This window comes from Curtobacterium sp. ISL-83 (assembly GCF_018613895.1).
Classification (GTDB): Bacteria; Actinomycetota; Actinomycetes; order Actinomycetales; family Microbacteriaceae; genus Curtobacterium.
On sequence record NZ_JAGGPH010000016.1, the window covers coordinates 154,584 to 172,299 of the forward strand.

16 protein-coding genes are annotated in these 17,716 nt (G+C 69.8%); 1 reads left to right on the forward strand and 15 read right to left on the reverse strand.

Translation table 11 applies throughout. The features are described from left to right. Positions 1 to 66: 66 nt before the first annotated feature. The 5 genes from J7E22_RS15625 to J7E22_RS15645 form a co-directional block, all read right to left on the reverse strand. Positions 67 to 483 (reverse strand): cytochrome c oxidase subunit 4, encoded by a 417-nt coding sequence (locus tag J7E22_RS15625; RefSeq protein ID WP_214982751.1) that lies wholly within the window; start codon positions 481 to 483, stop codon positions 67 to 69. 3 nt (positions 484 to 486) lie between these two features. Beyond that, positions 487 to 2,223, reverse strand: coding sequence for a cytochrome c oxidase subunit I (gene ctaD, locus J7E22_RS15630; protein WP_251009227.1), 1,737 nt, complete (start codon positions 2,221 to 2,223; stop codon positions 487 to 489). 11 nt (positions 2,224 to 2,234) lie between these two features. Then, positions 2,235 to 3,137, reverse strand: a complete 903-nt coding sequence (coxB, locus tag J7E22_RS15635; protein WP_214982752.1) for a cytochrome c oxidase subunit II — start codon at positions 3,135 to 3,137, stop codon at positions 2,235 to 2,237. A gap of 287 nt (positions 3,138 to 3,424) precedes the next feature. Then, positions 3,425 to 3,814: an iron-sulfur cluster assembly accessory protein gene (locus J7E22_RS15640; RefSeq protein ID WP_214982753.1), complete on the reverse strand. Its 390-nt coding sequence runs from the start codon at positions 3,812 to 3,814 to the stop codon at positions 3,425 to 3,427. 133 nt (positions 3,815 to 3,947) lie between these two features. Then, positions 3,948 to 5,381 (reverse strand): dipeptidase, encoded by a 1,434-nt coding sequence (locus J7E22_RS15645; RefSeq protein WP_214982754.1) that lies wholly within the window; start codon positions 5,379 to 5,381, stop codon positions 3,948 to 3,950. A 53-nt stretch (positions 5,382 to 5,434) separates the two neighbouring features. Between J7E22_RS15645 and J7E22_RS15650 the strand changes: the two genes are divergently transcribed. Further along, complete coding sequence (locus tag J7E22_RS15650) at positions 5,435 to 6,007, forward strand: DUF3043 domain-containing protein (RefSeq protein WP_214982755.1); 573 nt, start codon at positions 5,435 to 5,437, stop codon at positions 6,005 to 6,007. Positions 6,008 to 6,704: 697 nt separating this feature from the next. On the opposite strand, the gene J7E22_RS15655 is transcribed toward J7E22_RS15650, so the two are convergent. From J7E22_RS15655 to J7E22_RS15700, 10 genes are all read right to left on the reverse strand, one after another. Continuing rightward, the gene (locus J7E22_RS15655) at positions 6,705 to 7,781 is read right to left on the reverse strand and encodes a quinone-dependent dihydroorotate dehydrogenase (RefSeq protein WP_214982756.1); all 1,077 of its coding nucleotides are present in this window, start codon (positions 7,779 to 7,781) and stop codon (positions 6,705 to 6,707) included. Beyond that, a complete protein-coding gene (gene nrdR / locus J7E22_RS15660; RefSeq protein ID WP_214982757.1) occupies positions 7,778 to 8,293 on the reverse strand; it encodes a transcriptional regulator NrdR in 516 nt (171 codons plus the stop codon). Before nrdR ends, J7E22_RS15655 begins: the two co-directional genes overlap by 4 nt. Positions 8,294 to 8,305: 12 nt before the next feature. Further along, positions 8,306 to 9,613 (reverse strand): histidinol dehydrogenase, encoded by a 1,308-nt coding sequence (gene hisD, locus J7E22_RS15665; protein ID WP_214982758.1) that lies wholly within the window; start codon positions 9,611 to 9,613, stop codon positions 8,306 to 8,308. A gap of 130 nt (positions 9,614 to 9,743) precedes the next feature. Continuing rightward, positions 9,744 to 10,583 carry a hypothetical protein gene (locus J7E22_RS15670; protein WP_308159276.1) on the reverse strand — a complete coding sequence of 280 codons (840 nt, stop codon included), beginning with the start codon at positions 10,581 to 10,583 and terminating at the stop codon, positions 9,744 to 9,746. Then, on the reverse strand, positions 10,580 to 14,062 hold the full coding sequence (gene dnaE / locus J7E22_RS15675) for a DNA polymerase III subunit alpha (protein ID WP_251009262.1): 3,483 nt from the start codon (positions 14,060 to 14,062) through the stop codon (positions 10,580 to 10,582). The genes J7E22_RS15670 and dnaE overlap by 4 nt, the downstream gene beginning before the upstream one ends. Positions 14,063 to 14,226: 164 nt before the next feature. Then, on the reverse strand, positions 14,227 to 15,156 hold the full coding sequence (locus J7E22_RS15680) for an RluA family pseudouridine synthase (RefSeq protein ID WP_214982762.1): 930 nt from the start codon (positions 15,154 to 15,156) through the stop codon (positions 14,227 to 14,229). After that, positions 15,153 to 15,860, reverse strand: a complete 708-nt coding sequence (gene lspA / locus J7E22_RS15685; RefSeq protein WP_251009228.1) for a signal peptidase II — start codon at positions 15,858 to 15,860, stop codon at positions 15,153 to 15,155. The genes J7E22_RS15680 and lspA overlap by 4 nt, the downstream gene beginning before the upstream one ends. 2 nt (positions 15,861 to 15,862) lie before the next feature. Next, positions 15,863 to 16,558 (reverse strand): DivIVA domain-containing protein, encoded by a 696-nt coding sequence (locus tag J7E22_RS15690; protein WP_214982763.1) that lies wholly within the window; start codon positions 16,556 to 16,558, stop codon positions 15,863 to 15,865. Positions 16,559 to 16,754: 196 nt separating this feature from the next. After that, positions 16,755 to 17,051 (reverse strand): YggT family protein, encoded by a 297-nt coding sequence (locus J7E22_RS15695; protein WP_308159277.1) that lies wholly within the window; start codon positions 17,049 to 17,051, stop codon positions 16,755 to 16,757. A gap of 82 nt (positions 17,052 to 17,133) precedes the next feature. Next, the gene (locus J7E22_RS15700) at positions 17,134 to 17,691 is read right to left on the reverse strand and encodes a cell division protein SepF (protein ID WP_214982765.1); all 558 of its coding nucleotides are present in this window, start codon (positions 17,689 to 17,691) and stop codon (positions 17,134 to 17,136) included. Positions 17,692 to 17,716: the final 25 nt, after the last annotated feature.

Genomic DNA, 17,716 nt, shown 5'->3' on the forward strand with positions numbered 1-17,716 from the left:
GGCCCGGGACGCACTTCGGGCGGCACCGGATGTGGTGCCGCCCGAATGAGTCAGGTGTGCTCGGGGTCAGTGCCCGAAGTTGCCGCGGTAGTACTCGAAGACCCAGCCGACGAGCGTCACCGCTACCAGGGCAGCGCCGATCGGGACCATCCAGAGGCCGGCTGCGACCCCGAGGAAGATCACCGCGACGGACGCGGCCAGCAGGATCGGCCACCACGACCAGGGGCTGAAGTGCCCGAGTTCGGCGTCGCCGTCCTCGATGTTCGCATCCGGACGGTCCTCGGGGAGGACACCGCCCTGGGACGCCATGACCCGACCGAGGTAGAACGCGATGAACGCGGACATGAGACCGGTGAGGCCGATGGACACCGTGCCCACCCACTCGAGCTCGCCGTAGTAGATCATCGACCAGATCGAGTAGGCCGCATCGGCCAGGATGAAGAACCCGAAGAGGATCCAGAACAGGTTGGTGTTCGCGCGCATCGGCTACTTCACCTTGCCCTTCGCGGCGTCGTAGGTCGGGGCGTCGGGAGCGTCCTTCGCAGGACCGACACCGATCGGCACACCCGCTTCGGGGTGGTTCAGGTCGAAGGCCGGGGACTCGGAACGGATCCGCGGGATCGACGTGAAGTTGTGCCGCGGCGGCGGGCAGCTGGTCGCCCACTCGAGCGATCGGCCGTAGCCCCACGGGTCGTTCACGGCGACCTTCGGAGCGTTCCGGGCGGTGACGTAGACGTTGAAGATGAACGGCAGGAACGAGATCGCCAGGATCATCGAGCCGATCGTCGACAGCTGGTTCATCCAGGTGAAGCCGTCGTTCGGCAGGTACGTCGCGTACCGACGCGGCATGCCGATGACGCCCAGCCAGTGCTGAATGAGGAACGTCGTGTGGAACCCGATGAACAGCAGCCAGAAGTGGATCTTGCCGAGCCGCTCGTTGAGCATCTTGCCGGTCCACTTCGGCCACCAGAAGTAGAACCCGGCGAACATCGCGAACACGACGGTGCCGAACACCACGTAGTGGAAGTGCGCGACGACGAAGTACGAGTCGGACACGTGGAAGTCGAGCGGCGGGGAGGCCAGGATCACGCCGGTGAGCCCACCGAAGGTGAACGTGACGAGGAAGCCGATCGACCACAGGATCGGCGTCTCGAACGTCACCGAACCACGCCACATCGTGCCGACCCAGTTGAAGATCTTCACGCCGGTCGGGACTGCGATGAGCATCGTCATGAGCGAGAACCACGGCAGCAGCACCGAGCCGGTGACGTACATGTGGTGCGCCCACACCGTGACCGAGAGGGCCGCGATGGAGATCGTCGCGTAGACGAGGGTCTTGTACCCGAAGATCGGCTTGCGGCTGAACACCGGGAAGATCTCCGACACGATGCCGAAGAACGGCAGGGCGATGATGTAGACCTCGGGGTGCCCGAAGAACCAGAACAGGTGCTGCCAGAGAAGGGCGCCGCCGTTGGCCGGGTTGAAGATCTGCGCCTGGAAGACACGGTCGAGCCCGAGGCCGAACAGGGCCGCGGCGAGCACCGGGAAGGCCATCAGCACGAGCAGCGCCGTGACGAGGGTGTTCCAGGTGAAGATCGACATGCGGAACATCGTCATGCCCGGGGCGCGCATGGTGATGATCGTCGTGATGAAGTTCACCGCGCCGAGGATCGTCGAGAACCCGGTCATGCCGAGACCGAAGACCCAGAGTGTACCGCCGAGCCCTGGTGTGAACGTCGTGTCACTGAGTGGGGCGTAGGCGAACCAGCCGAACGAGGCCGCGCCCTGCGGGGTCAGGAAGCCACCCACGGCGATGAGCGCACCGAACACGTAGAGCCAGAAGGCGAAGCCGTTGAGTCGCGGGAAGGCGACGTCGGGCGCACCGATCTGCAGCGGCATGACGGCGTTCGCGAACCCGGAGAACAGCGGCGTCGCGAAGAGCAGCAGCATGATCGTGCCGTGCATCGTGAAGAGCTGGTTGTACTGCTCCTTCGTCGCCACCACGTGCAGGCCGGGCTCGAAGAGCTGCGCACGGATGACCAGCGCCATGACGCCGGCGAGCAGGAAGAAGATGAAGGACGCGATCAGGTACATGTACCCGATGGTCTTGTGGTCGGTGGAGGTGATCCACCGAACGATGATGTTGCCCTTCCGACCCACCTTGGACGCCTGGTAGTCCGGCGTCGTGGGGGTGATCGGTTGGCCGACGAGTGACGTTGTCATCTGACGAGCCCCTACTTGTTCTCACCCGACGCCGTGACGGGCGCCTTGTTGTTCGGTTCGTTCGTGTTGGTGTTGTACTCGTTGCCGAGCAGACCGACCTTGCCCGCCTTCTCGAGCTTGCCCAGGTACTCCTGGTACTTCGCCGGCGACACGACCTTCACCTGGAAGAGCATGAGCGAGTGGTACTCACCGCAGAGCTCGGCGCACTTCCCCTGGTAGGTGCCTTCCTTCTCCGGGATGAAGTACTCGTAGTTGGTCTTGCCCGCGAGCATGTCCTTCTTGTAGAGGAAGTCGATGACCCAGAAGGAGTGGTTGACGTCACGCGTCGACAGCTCGATCTTGACCTTCTCGCCCTTGGGCAGGTACAGCGTCGGGAGGAGCGACTCGTCGACCGCGCCGTTGGCGTTCTCTTCTTCCTGGGCCTGGATGCCCTGGTAGTAGACGCTCTTGTCCGGGTTCTGCTGGTCGATGTAGTTGAAGTCCCAGCCCCAGCGCTTGCCGTAGACGTGGATCGTGGCGTCCGGGTTCTTGAACTCGTGCTCGATCGCCGTCTGGTCCTTCGCGGTGAAGGCGAAGAAGCCGAGCACCAGGATGAGCGGGACGATCGTGTAGAAGATCTCGAGCGGCATGTTGTACCGCATCTGCACCGGCAGGCCCGTCTGGCCCTTCCGGCGGCGGTAGACGATGGCGGCCCAGATGATGAGCCCCCACACGATCAGGCCGACGGCCAGCAGGACGATCCAGCTGGTGGTCCACAGGCCGACGATGCGGCTCGTGTGGTTCGTGACGTCCTTCGTCTGCTCCGTGCCGGGGAGCCATCCGTTGAGCTGCTGCTGCGAGCAGCCAGCCAGTGCGATGACCAGACCGACGGCCACCGGGACGGCCGCCCAACGTATACGGCGATTCGAACGCACTGTTACCTCTCGGAAAGACGTGAACCCGGAGCACAGCCCGTCGGTTCGACGGGAGCGACACGAAGGCCGCTCGTGGCTGGCTCCCAGCTTGGTTGGAACACTCCTAGCTTACTCGCAGCTCGACACCGCTCGCGCACACGCGACACGCGTGCGGCCGGTAACCGCGGGCCCCTGGGACCGGTTTTCCCTGGTCACCGGGGAGCGGGGGCTGCGGCCGGGACGCGAGCGGGGAGCGAGCCCGTCGGCCGCTCCCCGCTCGCGTGTCGTGCTGCCCCGACGGGCGGCGCTCAGTGGAAGGAGTCGCCGCAGGCGCAGCTGCCCTGCGCGTTCGGGTTGTCGATGGTGAAGCCCTGCTTCTGGATCGTGTCCTCGAAGTCGATGGTCGCGCCGTCGAGGTACGGGACGCTCATCTTGTCGACGACGACCTCGACCCCGCCGTCGAACGCCGCGGTGGCGTCGCCGTCGAGCAGACGCTCGTCGAAGTAGAGCTGGTAGATGAGGCCCGAGCAGCCGCCGGGCTGGACCGCGAGGCGCAGGCGGAGGTCGTCACGCCCTTCTTGCTCGAGGAGGCTCGCGACCTTGGCCGCGGCCGCGTCACTGAGCAGGACGCCGTGGGACCGGGACTCGGTCGCCGGCGCTCCGGCCGGAGCTGCCTGGTCGATGATGGTGTCGCTCATCCGCGCGTCTCCCTCCGGGCGGTGCGGTTCACCGCGCCTTGCCTTGATTGTAAGCACCCACCACCGACGGACGCACCGCCGTGTCGGACGGGAGGCCCGTGGCGGGGTCGCCACGGGCCTCCCGTCCGTCTGGTCAGGCGCGCGTCGCGAGCCGCGCGAGCAGGATCGTCTCCGCCGCGATGGCGCGGTGGAGCACGCCGAGGTGCTGCGATTCGTTCGGGCTGTGGGCGCGGGTGTCCGGGTCCTCGACGCCGGTGACCAGGATCTGGGCGTCCGGGAACTCGGCGGCGAGGTCGGACACGAACGGGATCGACCCACCGATGCCCTGCTCGACCGCCTCGGCACCCCAGCCTTCGCGCATCGCGGTCCGCGCCTCCTGGACGGCCCAGCCGGCGGTGTCGACGAGGAAGCCGTCCCCGGCGTCCGGCTCCGAGATCTCGAGACGTGCACCGAACGGCACGTGGGCGCGCAGGTGGCGCTCCACTGCGGCGGCGGCCTCGGCGGCGGGCTGGCCCGGCGCGACCCGCACCGACACGCGTGCCGACACCGTCGGGAGCAGGGTGTTCGAGGCGTTCGCGACGCTCGGGACGTCCATGCCCGTGACCGTGATGGACGGCTGGAACCACATGCGGGACAGCACGGGGCCGCGGCCGACCGGACGGACGCCCTCGACCAGGGCGGCGTCCTTCGCGAGCTCGGCGTCGGAGCGGTCCGGGACGTCGGCCTCGTACGAGGTGAGCCCCTCGACCGCGACCGAGCCGTCGTCGTCGTGCAGCGAGGCGAGCAGGCGCACCATCGGGATCATCGCGTCCGGAGCAGCGCCGCCGAACATGCCGCTGTGGCTCGCGTGCTCGAGGGTGGTGAGCGTCAGCTTGAACGTCACGTTGCCGCGGAGCGAGACGGTGATCGAGGGCACGTCGACCGACCAGTTGTCGCTGTCCGCGACGACGATGACGTCGGCGGCGAGGTGCTCCTTCTGCTCCTGCAGGAACGTGCGGAACGACCGCGAGCCGAACTCCTCCTCGCCCTCGACGAAGAGGACGACCCCGAGCTCGAGGTCGTCGCCGAACCGGGCGTGCAGCGCGCGGAGGGAGGCGATGTGCGTCATCACGCCCGCCTTGTCGTCGGAGGCACCACGGCCGTACAGCCGGTCGCCGCGGAGGGTCGGCTCGAACGGCGGCGTCTCCCACAGGGCGTCGTCGCCCTGCGGCTGCACGTCGTGGTGCGCGTAGAGCATCACCGTGGGCTTGCCGTTGCGGGCCGGGCGGACCGCGAGCACCGCCGGCTGCCCGAGCTGGTCGTCGGCGGCGTCGGCCGTGGCGCCGTCGAACGCCGACCGCACGATCCGGACCTCGTCGAAGACACCGGTCGAGCGGGCGAGGTCGGCGACGGCCTCGGCGCTGGCCTGCACGTTCGCGGGGTCGTAGGCCGACCACGACACCGAGGGCAGGCGCACGAGCGCGGACAGGTCGGCGATCGTGGCGGGAAGTGCGCCGTGCACCTGTTCGCGCAGGGCGTCGAGGAGGGCGGGGTCGGTCGCTGCGCTGGTCTGTTCGGTGTCGCTCATGCCCGGTAATCTAGAGGACGATCCACCTCCCAGACCGCTGTTAGGAACGCACTGTGGCGAAGGCCCCGAAGACCGAGACGACCGTGAACCCGACCGAGGACGAGCTCCTCGCGGGTGGCAAGGGCCGTCCGACGCCGTCCCGCCGCGAGCGCGAGGCAGCGAACCGCCGCCCGCTCGTCGGCAACTCACCCGTGGACAAGAAGGCCGCCCGGGCACGCTTGAACTCCGAGCGCGAGAAGGCCCGCGTCGGCATGGCGAACGGCGAGGAACGGTACCTCCCCGCCAAGGACCGCGGTGAGCAGCGCCGGTTCGTGCGCGACTGGATCGACGCCCGGTGGAACGTGGGCGAGGTCATGATGCCCGTGCTCGTGCTGTTCCTGATCGTCGGGTTCGCCGCGTCCCGGACCGTCGTCGCGTCCTACGCACTGCTCCTGGTGTGGGTGTTCGTGGCGCTCTTCGTGCTGGACTGCGCGATCCTGTGGCTGTCGTTCCGCAAGAAGCTGACTGCCAAGTTCGGGTCGATGCAGCGCGGCACGTTCCTCTACGTCCTGACGCGTGCGTGGCAGATGCGGTTCCTGCGCCTGCCGAAGCCGCAGGTCAAGCGCGGACAGTACCCGACGATCTGACCCGCTCCCCCACGTTCTGAGCGCCGCCCGGCTTGCCGGGCGGCGCTTCGTCGTTCCGGCGTGGTGTGGACGAGCGGTGCGGGGCGGGCTGGTGGCGTGCCTCCAGGCCGGGGGCCCGTCCGCCGGGGTGGCCAGCCTCGTGCTGGGGTGGGCGCAGGCCGTCGAGTGGGCACGACCCGCCGCGTGCTGGTCAGCGAGGAGGCACGAACTGTCGCTCCTGCGGGCCGGGCGCGACGAGATGTGCGACCTCGGCGGACGGCGCCTGGCGTGTCGAGCGATCTCGGCGAACGGCGTACGACGGGGCCGCGCGCTCTCCGGCGAGAGTGCACGACACGCCGCGTGCGGGTCGCCGAGGGGGCACGAACTGTCGCTCCCGCGGCCCGAGTGCGACGAATCGGGCCACCTCGGCGGCAGCGGCCGGGCGTGTCGAGCAACCTCGGCGGACGGCGCCGGGCGTGTCGGGCGACCTCGGAGGACGCCGTACGACGAGGCCGAGGGCTCCGACGAGAGTGCACGACACGCCGCGTGCGGGTCAGCGAGAGGGCAGGAACCGTCGCTTCCAGACGCCGAGCGCGACGAAGCGGGCGACCTCGGCGGATGGCGCACGGCGTGTCGGGCGACCTCGGCGGACGGCGTTGGGCGTGTCGGGCGACCTCGGCACCCGCGGCCGGGCGCGCCCGCCGCCGCGACACCGCCCTCAGCGCGCGGCAGTCCGCAACCGGCGCCGCCGCAGCCGGTTGATGCGCGCCGCCCACGTCGGACCCTCGTAGAGGAACGCCGTGTAGCCCTGCACCAGGGTCGCCCCCGCATCGAGGCGGTCCTGGACGTCCATCTCGCTCGTGACCCCGCCGACCGCGATCACGCAGAAGTCCTCGGGGACGGCAGCACGGACACGACGGAGCACCGCGAGCGACCGGGCCGCGAGTGGCGCCCCGGAGAGTCCCCCGGCGCCCATGGCCTCCACCTCGGCCGCAGGAGTCGTGAGACCCTCGCGCGCGATCGTGGTGTTGTTCGCGATCACCCCGGCGAGCCCGAGCTCCACCGCGAGTCCGGCGATCGCGTCGATCTGCTCGTCGGTCAGGTCGGGCGCGATCTTCACGAGCACCGGCACGTGCCCGGCGGCGTCCCGCACGGCGCTCAGGAGCGGCCGGAGCTGGTCGAGTTCCTGCAGACCCCGGAGGCCCGGCGTGTTCGGGGAGCTCACGTTCACCGCCAGGTAGTCGGCGAACGGAGCCAGGCGGCGGGTCGACTCCAGGTAGTCGTCGACGGCGTCCTCGACCGCGACCACGCGGCTCTTGCCGATGTTCACGCCGATGACCGGTCGGCCGGGGTTGCGACGCGCGCGCTCGAGGCGGCGTGCGGCTGCGGCGGCGCCGTGGTTGTTGAAGCCCATCCGGTTGATGAGCGCCCGGTCCGGGATGAGTCGGAACAGTCGCGGCCGCTCGTTGCCCGGCTGGGGCTTCGCGGTGATCGTGCCGACCTCGACGTGCCCGAAGCCGAGCAGTCCGAGTCCGGCGATGCCCTTGGCGTCCTTGTCGAACCCAGCGGCGAGCCCGAACCGGGACGGGAAGTGGATGCCCATCGTGGTGATGCCGTCGGCGGCGGGCGGTCGGCAGTACCGGTCGACCACACCGTTGAGGAAGGGCACGCGCGGCAGCCACGTGATGACCGAGAACGCCAGGTGGTGCGCGCGCTCCGGGTCCATGTTCGCGAACACGGCGCGGAAGACGACCGCGTAGCCGCCGCGGACGATCCGCTCGGCGATGCCGCTCACGCGGGAGCGCCGTCGGGAGCGGTGCCGACGGCCGCAGCGGATCCGGCACGCGACGCAGCGTCCGCGTGGTGGTCGATCCGGAGCTGCGTGATGGCGTCCTCGAAGTCGTCGAGGGACTCGAACGCCTGGTAGACGCTCGCGAAGCGGAGGTACGCCACCTCGTCGAGCTCACGGAGCGGCGCGAGGATCGCGAGCCCGATGTCGTTCGCGTCGATCTGGCTGGACCCCGACGACCGGACGGTCTCCTCGACCCGCTGCGCGAGCACCGCGAGGTCACCGTCCGTCACCGGACGACCCTGGCAGGCCTTGCGCACGCCGGACACGATCTTGTCGCGGCTGAACGGTTCGGTGACGCCGTTGCGCTTCACGACGTTGAGCGACGCGGTCTCGGTGGTCGAGAACCGCCGTCCGCAGTTCGGGCACTGGCGGCGGCGACGGATGGAGGTTCCGTCGTCGCTCGTCCGGGAATCGACGACGCGGGAGTCCGGGTGGCGGCAGAAGGGGCAGAACATGGCGCCCCCAGGCTACCGGCTCGTGCGCTCGGTGACGGCGGCGGCGTGCCCGGGGAGCTGCTCCTCCGTCGCCAGCGCCACGATGTGCGTCGAGACCTGGTGCAGGGCCTCCGGCGAGTACCGGATCACCTGCTGCGGCCGGAGGAACGTCGACGCCGACAGGCCGGACCCGAAACGCGCCTGACCACCGGTCGGCAGGACGTGGTTCGAGCCGGCGAGGTAGTCACCGAGACTCACCGGGGTGCTCGGGCCCACGAACACCGCTCCGGCCGCGTCGATGTCGGCCAGGACCGCGTCGTCGTCGGCGGTCTGGATCTCCAGGTGCTCCGGCCCGTACGCGTTGCTCACGGCCGCCGCGTCGGCGAGCGAGTCGACGAGCACGATCGCGGACTGCGGTCCGTCCAGGGCGGTCTGGAGGCGCGCAGCCGTCCCGAGTGCGGCCACCCGCGACGGGATGGCAGCCTCCACTGCATCGGCGAAGGCCGCCGACGTCGTCACCAGCACACTGCCGGCCTGCTCGTCGTGCTCGGCCTGGCTGACCAGGTCGGCGGCCACGTACCCGGCGTCCGCGCTGTCGTCGGCGATCACGAGGATCTCGGTCGCGCCGGCCTCGGCGTCGATGCCGACGACCCCGCGCACCAGGCGCTTCGCCGCGGCGACGTAGTTGTTGCCCGGTCCCGTCACGAGGTCGACCGGCTCGAGGCCGATCTCCGGCACGCCGTGGGCCAGCGCGCCGATGGCACCGGCCCCACCCATCGCGTAGACCTCGTCCACGCCGAGGAGCCCGGCCGCCGCGAGGATCGTCGGGTGCACCGTCCCGCCGTGGTCGCGCTGGGGCGGCGACACGAGCGCGATCGACCCGACGCCCGCGACCTGCGCCGGCACGACGTTCATCACCACGCTGGACGGGTAGACGGCCTTGCCGCCCGGCACGTAGAGCCCGACGCGCCGCATCGGCTGCCAGCGCTGGTGCACCTCGGCGCCGTCCGCGAGGGTCGTGACCGACCCGGCGGGCACCTGCGCGGCGCTGGCGGCACGGACCCGGCGGATGGCCTCGTCGAGGGCCGTGCGGAGTTCCGGGGTGAGACCGGCGACCGCGGCGTCGATCTCGGCCTGCGGGACGCGCACGTGTTCGGGTGCTCCCCCGTCGAACCGCTCCGCCTGGTCGTGCAGCGCCGCGGCCCCGGTCGTGCGGACGGCCTCGACGAGCTCGCGTGCGGCGTCGACGGCGTGCGACACGTCGCCGGTGGCACGGGGCATGAGCCGGAGGAGTTCGGCACGGGCGGGCAGGCCGCCGCGGAGGTCGATTCGCTGCATCATGAGGTGACCCAGCCTACCGATCGCGGCTCCGCGGTCGACGTGCGCGACGACGGGCCGACGGCCGGTCTCCGGACTCGCACCGCGCCTCCCACCCGTCCCGCTCCACTGGTTCCGGTTCGACCGGTTCTGCTCAGACCAGTGCGTCGACCACCGGCCGGTGCAGCGCGACGGACCGGTCGTCCCAGGCGCCGAGCAGGTGCAGCGTCACCACCCGGAACGCGAGCGCGCGGACGAGCAGCTGCGACCACCCGTCGACGCCGACCCCGAACGATGCCAGTCGCGCGACCGGCACCCCGTGCCAGCACACCGCGTCGACCGCCGCGATCGCCGCGCCGAAGCCGGACGGCCGCCAGGACGGCGCCCAGTCGATGACGGTGGGCGGCTGACCGTCGGCGAAGAGCACGTTGCCGAGCAGGTCGCGGTGGATCAGCTGCCGCGGTGCGTCGACCGGTCGGAAGGCGTCGGACAACCGCCGCACGGACACGTCGTGGGCGATCGCATCCGGCACCGGTGCCTCGTCCCAGACCATGCGGTCCGCACGGCTCCACGGGTCGACCGTCCGATCGAGGAACGACGGTCGGGCCAGGTGGGCGACGGCCCGGTGGAACGCGGCACCGGCACGGAGGACCTCGGCGACGCGGGTCGCGTCAGCGGTGCCCGGCACCCACTCCCAGGCCTCCCACGGACCCCTCGTCCAGTGTCCGTCGGCGGTGGGCACCGGCCGCGGGGTGTGGAACGCCGACGTGTGCTCGAGTGTGGCCAGGACACCGGAGCGCCAGGCTGCCTCGGCGGCGTTGCCGTGCGGCCGGAACACCAGGTCGCCCGCCCGCCACGTGGTGCCCTGTCCCCCGGCGAGACGCTCGGGCACCGACCCCGCCACCCCGAAGGCACGGAGGGTGGCGGCGTCCGGAGCGTCGTTGTCCGGACCGCCCGTGTCCAGACCGGCGGTGCCCGGATCTTCCGTGGTCACACCAGGCAGCGCGGGCCGAGCAGGCTCTTCAGCTCGCCGAAGAGGTCCGGCGTCAGGTTCACCGGGAACGGCAGCTCGAAGGTCCGAGCCACGTCGTCCTTCAGCAGCTTGAGCCGGACCTCGGTGTCGCCCTGGTGCCGTCCGAGCACCGCCGCGAGTTCCGTCACGATCTCGGTGGTCGCCTGTCGCTCCGGCAGCGCGAGCGTCAGCGGACCCGACCCCATGGCGTCGCCGACGTTCGGCTGGAACATGCTCACGGCGTGCAGGGCCTTGCCGTCGTCGCGCACGTTCACGCGGCCGCGCAGCACCACGATCGAGTCCGCCACGAGGGACGGCCCGAACTCCTGGTAGGTCTTGCCCAGGAACATCACGCCGATCTCACCGCCGAAGTCCTCGATCTGCACGATCCCGTACGGGTTGCCGCTCGACTTCGCGACCCGGTGCTGCACGCTCGTGAGGAGTCCCGCGACCGTCACGGTCTCGCCCTCGACGGAGTCGTCGGCGGCGATCAGGTCGGCGATGGTGATCGACTGGTGCTTCGCGAGCTCGATCTCGAGTCCGGCGAGCGGGTGGTCGGACACGTACAGGCCGAGCATGTCGCGTTCGAACGCGAGCTTGTCGCGCTTCGACCACTCCGGACGGTCGGGCACCTGGGAGACCGCGGCCGCACTCGGCTGTTCCTCGGCGACCTCGGCGAAGAGCGAGTCGAAGTCGAACCCGACGTTGCCGTGGGCCTCGTCGCGCTTGACCTTGACCGCGCCCTCGACGGCGCCTTCGTGGATCTCCACCAGCGCCCGACGGGTATCGCCGAACTCGTCGAACGCCCCCGCCTTGATGAGCGACTCGACGGTCCGCTTGTTGGCGGACGAGATCGGGATCTTGCGGAGGAAGTCGTGGAAGGACTCGAACGCGCCCTTGTCGGTGCGGGCCTTGACGATGTCGTCGACCACGTTGAACCCGACGTTGCGGATCGCGCCCATGCCGAAGCGGATGTCGTCCCCGACGGCGGCGAAGAAGCCGATCGACTCGTTGACGTCCGGCGGCATCACCTTGATGCCCATCCGGCGGCACTCGTTCAGGTACAGGGCCAGCTTGTCGCGGGCGTCACCGACGCTGGTCAGGAGCGCCGCCATGTACTCGGCCGGGAAGTGGGCCTTCAGGTACGCCGTCCAGAACGACACCACCCCGTACGCGGCGGAGTGCGCCTTGTTGAAGGCGTAGTCCGAGAAGGGCAGCAGGATGTCCCACAGCGTCTTGATCGCCGCGTCGGAGTACCCGTTGTCCTTCATGCCCTGCTGGAAGCCCGCGTACTGCTTGTCGAGCTCGGACTTCTTCTTCTTGCCCATCGCGCGGCGGAGGATGTCCGCCTGGCCGAGGGAGAACCCCGCGACCTTCTGCGCGATGGCCATGACCTGCTCCTGGTAGATGATCAGGCCGTACGTGCCGCCGAGGATCTCGGCCAGGGGCTCTTCGAGCTCCGGGTGGATCGGCGTGATCGGCTGCTCGCCGTTCTTGCGGAGCGCGTAGTTGGTGTGCGAGTTCGCCCCCATGGGCCCCGGTCGGTACAGGGCGATGAGCGCGGAGATGTCCTCGAAGTTGTCCGGCTTCATCAGGCGCAGGAGCCCGCGCATCGGCCCGCCGTCGAGCTGGAACACGCCGAGGGTGTCGCCCCGCTGCAGGAGCGCGTAGGCCTCCGGGTCCTCGAGTCCCATGTGCTCGAGGTCGAGGTCGATCCCCCGGTTGGACTTGATGTTGTCGAGGGCGTCGCTGATGATCGTGAGGTTCCGCAACCCCAGGAAGTCCATCTTGATCAGGCCCAGGGACTCCGCAGCGGGGTAGTCGAACTGCGTGACGATCTGGCCGTCCTGCTCCCGCTTCATGATCGGGATGATGTCGATCAGCGGGTCGCTCGACATGATGACGCCGGCCGCGTGCACGCCCCACTGGCGCTTCAGTCCCTCGAGACCGAGCGCGGTGTCGAAGACCGTCTTGGCCTCCGGGTCGGTCTCGACGACGGTGCGGACGTCGACGGCTTCCTTGTAGCGGGGGTGGTCCTTGTCGAAGATCCCGGTGAGCGGGATGTCCTTGCCCATCACGGGCGGCGGCATCGCCTTCGTGAGCTTCTCGCCCATGCCGAAGGGGAACCCGAGGACACGCGAGGAGTCCTTGAGCGCCTGCTTCGCCTTGATGGTGCCGTACGTGACGATCTGCGCGACGCGCTCCGACCCGTACTTCTCGGTGACGTACTTGATCGCCTCACCGCGGCGCCGGTCGTCGAAGTCGACGTCGAAGTCGGGCATGGAGACGCGGTCCGGGTTGAGGAACCGCTCGAAGATCAGTCCGTGCCGGATCGGGTCGAGGTCGGTGATGCGCATCGCGTAGGCGACCATCGAGCCGGCGCCGGAACCACGGCCCGGCCCGACCCGGATGCCGTTGTTCTTCGACCAGTTGATGAAGTCGGCGACCACCAGGAAGTAGCCGGGGAAGCCCATCTGGTTGATGATGCCGACCTCGTAGTCGGCGCGGTCCTGGACCTCCCGCGTGACGCCGTCCGGGTACCGGTACGCGAGCCCCTTCGCCACTTCCTTCTCGAACCAGGAGTGCTCGGTCTCGCCCTCCGGCACGGGGAACTTCGGCATGTAGTTCGCCGAGGTGTCGAACTCGACGTTGCACCGCTCGGCGATGAGCAGCGTGCTGTCGCAGGCCTCGGGGTTGTCGCGGAACAGGTGCCGCATCTGCTGCGGGGTCTTCAGGTAGAACTCGTCGGCGTCGAACTTGAACCGGTTCGGGTCGTTCAGCGTCGAGCCCGACTGCACGCAGAGCAGCGCGGCGTGGGACTTGGCGTCGTGCGCGTGCGTGTAGTGCAGGTCGTTCGTGCCGACCAGCGGGATGTCCAGGTCCTTCGCGAGGCGGATCAGGTCGGTCATGATCCGGCGCTCGATCTCGAGTCCGTGGTCCATGATCTCGGCGAAGTAGTTCTCCTTGCCGAAGATGTCGCGGTAGTCCGCCGCCGCCTTGATCGCCTCGTCGTACTGGCCGAGGCGCAGCCGCGTCTGGATCTCCCCCGACGGGCACCCGGTGGTCGCGATGATGCCCTCGTGGTACTCCTGCAACAGCTCGATGTCCATGCGGGGCTTGAAGTAGTAGCCCTCGAGCGACGCCTTCGACGACAACCGGAACAGGTTGTGCATGCCCGTCGTGTTCTCGGCGAACATCGTCATGTGCGTGTACGAACCGGCGCCGGAGACGTCGTCGCCACCGCCGTCACCCCAGCGCACGCGGGTCTTGTCCGTGCGGTGCGTGCGCGGCGTGATGTACGCCTCGGTCCCGATGATCGGCTTCACGCCGCCGGCCTTGGCGGCCTTCCAGAACTCGAAGGCGCCGAACATGTTGCCGTGGTCGGTGACGGCGACGGCGGGCATGCCCTGGGCCGCGGTCTCGGCGACCAGGTCACCGAGTCGGGCCGCACCGTCGAGCATCGAGTACTCGCTGTGCACGTGCAGGTGGACGAAGGAGTCGGAATCCGACACGGAACCTCCGGTTCGTACGGGCTGCTGCGGGGTCCGACAAGACTAACCGCGGCGGCGGACAATCCCGCGCGTGTCCGTGCGATCCAGGGCGTGTCCGGCGGACGCAGCGCCGCTCAGTGTGAACCGGCGCGGATCCGGTCGAGGGCCAGCTGCAGGTCCTCCGGGTACGACGCCTCGAACGACACCCACTGCCCGGTGCGCGGGTGCTCGAACCCGAGCCGGACGGCGTCCAACCACTGCCGGGTCAAGCCCAGCTGTCCGGCCAGCACGGGGTCGGCGCCGTACATCGTGTCGCCGACCAGCGGATGGCGTGTCGCGGCCATGTGCACGCGGATCTGGTGGGTGCGCCCGGTCTCCAGGTGCACCTCGAGCAGGGTCGCCGAGCGGAACGCCTCGAGCGTCGCGTAGTGGGTCACGCTCGGCTTGCCGTCGGCGGTGACGGCGAACTTCCAGTCGCTCGACGGGTGCCGCCCGATCGGCGCGTCGATCGTGCCGGAGGTCGGGTCGGGGTGCCCCTGCGCGAGCGCGTGGTAGACCTTCTCGACCGTCCGCTCCTTGAAGGCGCGCTTCAGGTGCGTGTACGCCAGCTCGGTCTTCGCGACGACCATGAGTCCCGACGTCCCGACGTCCAGCCGGTGCACGATCCCGGCTCGCTCGGCGGCACCGGAGGTGGCGATGGTGAACCCGGCGGCGGCGAGTCCCCCGGGCACGGTCGGACCGTCCCACCCCGGGGACGGGTGCGCCGCGACGCCGACGGGCTTGTCGACCACGACGATGTCGTCGTCGTCGTGCACGACCGTCATGCCCGGCACCTCGACGGGGACGATCCGCGGGGCTTCCTTGGGCGTCCACTCGACCTCGAGCCAGGCGTCGGCCTGCAACCGGTCGGACTTCTCCGCGGGCACGCCGTCCACCCGGACACCACCGGCGGCGACGACGTCGGCCGCGAACGACCGACTGAACCCGAGCAGCTTCGCGATGGCGGCGTCGACGCGCTCCCCCGCGAGCCCGTCCGGGACGGGCAGGGATCGTGCTTCGGTCACGTGGCGTCGTGCCCGAGACGATCGGACCCGAGGCGATCAGGACCGAGGCCGTCGGACCCGTCGCGCGGTCCGCGGGGGTCCGCGCTGCTGGCCGCGACCGGACGGGAGGCACGGGGAGCGTCCGCCACACCGCCGTCGGCGGCCGGTGTCGTCGCCTCCGCCGCGGCTCCGCGACGCCGCTTCTCGGACACCGCTCGCGTGCCGTCGAGGTTGACCCCGAAGATCGTGAGGAGCACGAAGACCACCATGCTCACGCAGATGAACGAGTCGGCGATGTTGTAGATCGCGGGCATCATCCACGGGGTCGAGATGAAGTCGACCACGTGGCCCCGTCCGAAGCCGGGTTCACGGAACAGGCGGTCCAGCAGGTTGCCGAGCGCGCCGCCGAGCAGCATGCCGAGCACGAGCGCCCACCACATCGATCGGATGCGCCGGGCGAAGACGATGATCGCCACGACCACGGCTGCCGAGACGACGGAGAAGACCCACGTCATGTTCACCGCGAACGAGAACGCGGCACCGGGGTTCCGCACGTACAGGAACTGCAGCGCGTTCCCGAGCACGGGGACGACGGTGCCGTACGGCAGGTGTGCCACGACGAGGGCCTTGGCGCCCTGGTCGAGCGCCACCACGACGACAGCGGCGAAGGCCAGTGCCGCGATCGCGCGGACACTGACCTTCGCCGGTTGTGCTGGTTGCGACAACGTCAGTTGCCGAAGCCCTGGGCCGATGCCGGCGCCGGGGTGCGACCGGACTGCTCCGTGCCGGACCCGTCGAGCTCTGCGAGCTGGGACTGGATGTAGTCCTTCAGCTGCGCGCGGTAGTCGCGCTCGAACGTGCGGAGTTCGTCGATCTTGCCCTCGAGCTGGGTGCGCTCCTGCTCGAGCACCGCGACACGCTGACGGTTCGTGTTCTCGGTCTCGGCGAGGATCTGGCGCTGCTTGGCCTCGGCCTCGGAGACGAGGCGAGCGGCCTGCGCGGTGCCCTCGGCGATGAGCGCGTCGCGCTTCTCGACGCCTTCACGGACGTGCTCCTCGTGGAGACGACGTGCGAGCGTCAGGAGGTTCGTGGTGCCCGCGGTGTCCTCGTCCGCCGGGACCGTCGCGGCGGCCGGAGCGGCAGCGGCGACGGGGGCGGGCTCCGGAGCGGCAGCCACGGGGGCCGGCGCGGCCTCGGGCTCCGGCTCGGCCTGCACGGGGGCAGGCTGCTCGTCCGCTGCCGCCTTCGGCGCCGACTCGGCCGCCTGCAGTCGCTGGCGGAGCTCGTCGTTCTCCGCGGTCAGGCGACGGAGTTCGACCACGACCTCGTCGAGGAAGTCGTCGACCTCGTCCTGGTCGTAGCCCTCGCGGAACTTCGTCGGCTGGAACCGCTTGTTGACTACGTCTTCCGGCGTCAAAGCCATTGCCGTCACCTCAATAGAACTGCTGAACGTGTGGAACCGCTGTCGTCGCGACCGAATGTACCAGTCACGCCGTGCGGTGCGGATGCCCACTGGCGCGGGCATCGATCCCGTCCACCGTACACCGACGGTGGAGTGGAACCGCGCCCGAGCCTGGGCGTGGCGCGTGTCGCGGCCGGGGGATGGCCGGACGCGCGGGTCAGACGACGGCGGCGATCGACCGCACGACGGACATCAGGATGATCACGACGAGCATCACGATGGTCCAGCCGAAGTCGAGCGCCACTGGCCCCATCCGGAGCGGGGGCAGCACCCTCCGGATCGCCCGGATGGGCGGGTCCGTGAGCGTGTAGACGACCTCGGACAGGATCAGGAGTCCGCCCCGAGGCCGCCACGACCGGTTGTACGCCTGCACGATGTCGAGTGCGAACCGACCCCACATCACGAAGAAGTAGAGCAGGAGGAGGAAGTACAGGATCGTGAAGATCGCGGACACGCTGGGGCTCGCTCGTCTCGGGTGTGCGCCGCCACGCGACAACGCTCACGCGGCGGGCACAGGCGGGTGGCCTCGGGGAGGCTCAGGGCTGGGCGAAGAAGTTCGCCTCGATCTCGGACTCTACCTCAGCGGGCTCACCGCTCACGGCGACGTGGGCCGGCGACAGCAGGAAGACCTTGTTCGTGACGCGCTCGATCTTGCCGTACAGACCCAGCGAGAGTCCGGACGCGAAGTCGATCATGCGACGGGCGTCACCCTCGCTCATCTGCGTGAGGTTGATGATGACGGGGATGCCGTCGCGGAAGCTCTCGGCGATGGACTGGGCGTCCTTGTACTCGCGCGGGTGGACGGTGAGGATCTCGTTCATTTCCTGGACCGGGGTCGCCTTCTGTGCGGTGCCGTGCGCGCGGCGGAGCGGGGTCACCTGCGCGCCGCGCTGGTGGGTGTGCGTCTTCGCCTCGGCCGGGGCGGCCGTGGCGACGGGAGTCGCAGCCGGTGCCTCGTGCGCGACGGGTGCCGGAGCCGGGGTGGGAGCGGGCTGCTGACGCGCGGGCGCGGCCTGCTGCGGCTCTTCCTCGTACTCGAGTTCCTCGTCGGCGAGGCCGAGGTAGACCATCGTCTTCTTCAGCGGACCAGCCATGGTTCCTCCCGGAGATCGTGCTCGT

What these genes read in the sequence shown, in the direction of transcription:
- J7E22_RS15625 (WP_214982751.1), bottom strand. Translation starts at nt 483, where the DNA reads ATGCGCGCGAACACCAACCTGTTCTGGATCCTCTTCGGGTTCTTCATC.
- ctaD (WP_251009227.1), bottom strand. Translation starts at nt 2,223, where the DNA reads ATGACAACGTCACTCGTCGGCCAACCGATCACCCCCACGACGCCGGAC.
- J7E22_RS15640 (WP_214982753.1), bottom strand. Translation starts at nt 3,814, where the DNA reads ATGAGCGACACCATCATCGACCAGGCAGCTCCGGCCGGAGCGCCGGCG.
- J7E22_RS15645 (WP_214982754.1), bottom strand. Translation starts at nt 5,381, where the DNA reads ATGAGCGACACCGAACAGACCAGCGCAGCGACCGACCCCGCCCTCCTC.
- nrdR (WP_214982757.1), bottom strand. Translation starts at nt 8,293, where the DNA reads ATGTTCTGCCCCTTCTGCCGCCACCCGGACTCCCGCGTCGTCGATTCC.
- hisD (WP_214982758.1), bottom strand. Translation starts at nt 9,613, where the DNA reads ATGATGCAGCGAATCGACCTCCGCGGCGGCCTGCCCGCCCGTGCCGAA.
- dnaE (WP_251009262.1), bottom strand. Translation starts at nt 14,062, where the DNA reads ATGCTCGACGGTGCGGCCCGACTCGGTGACCTGGTCGCCGAGACCGCG.
- J7E22_RS15690 (WP_214982763.1), bottom strand. Translation starts at nt 16,558, where the DNA reads ATGGCTTTGACGCCGGAAGACGTAGTCAACAAGCGGTTCCAGCCGACG.
- J7E22_RS15700 (WP_214982765.1), bottom strand. Translation starts at nt 17,691, where the DNA reads ATGGCTGGTCCGCTGAAGAAGACGATGGTCTACCTCGGCCTCGCCGAC.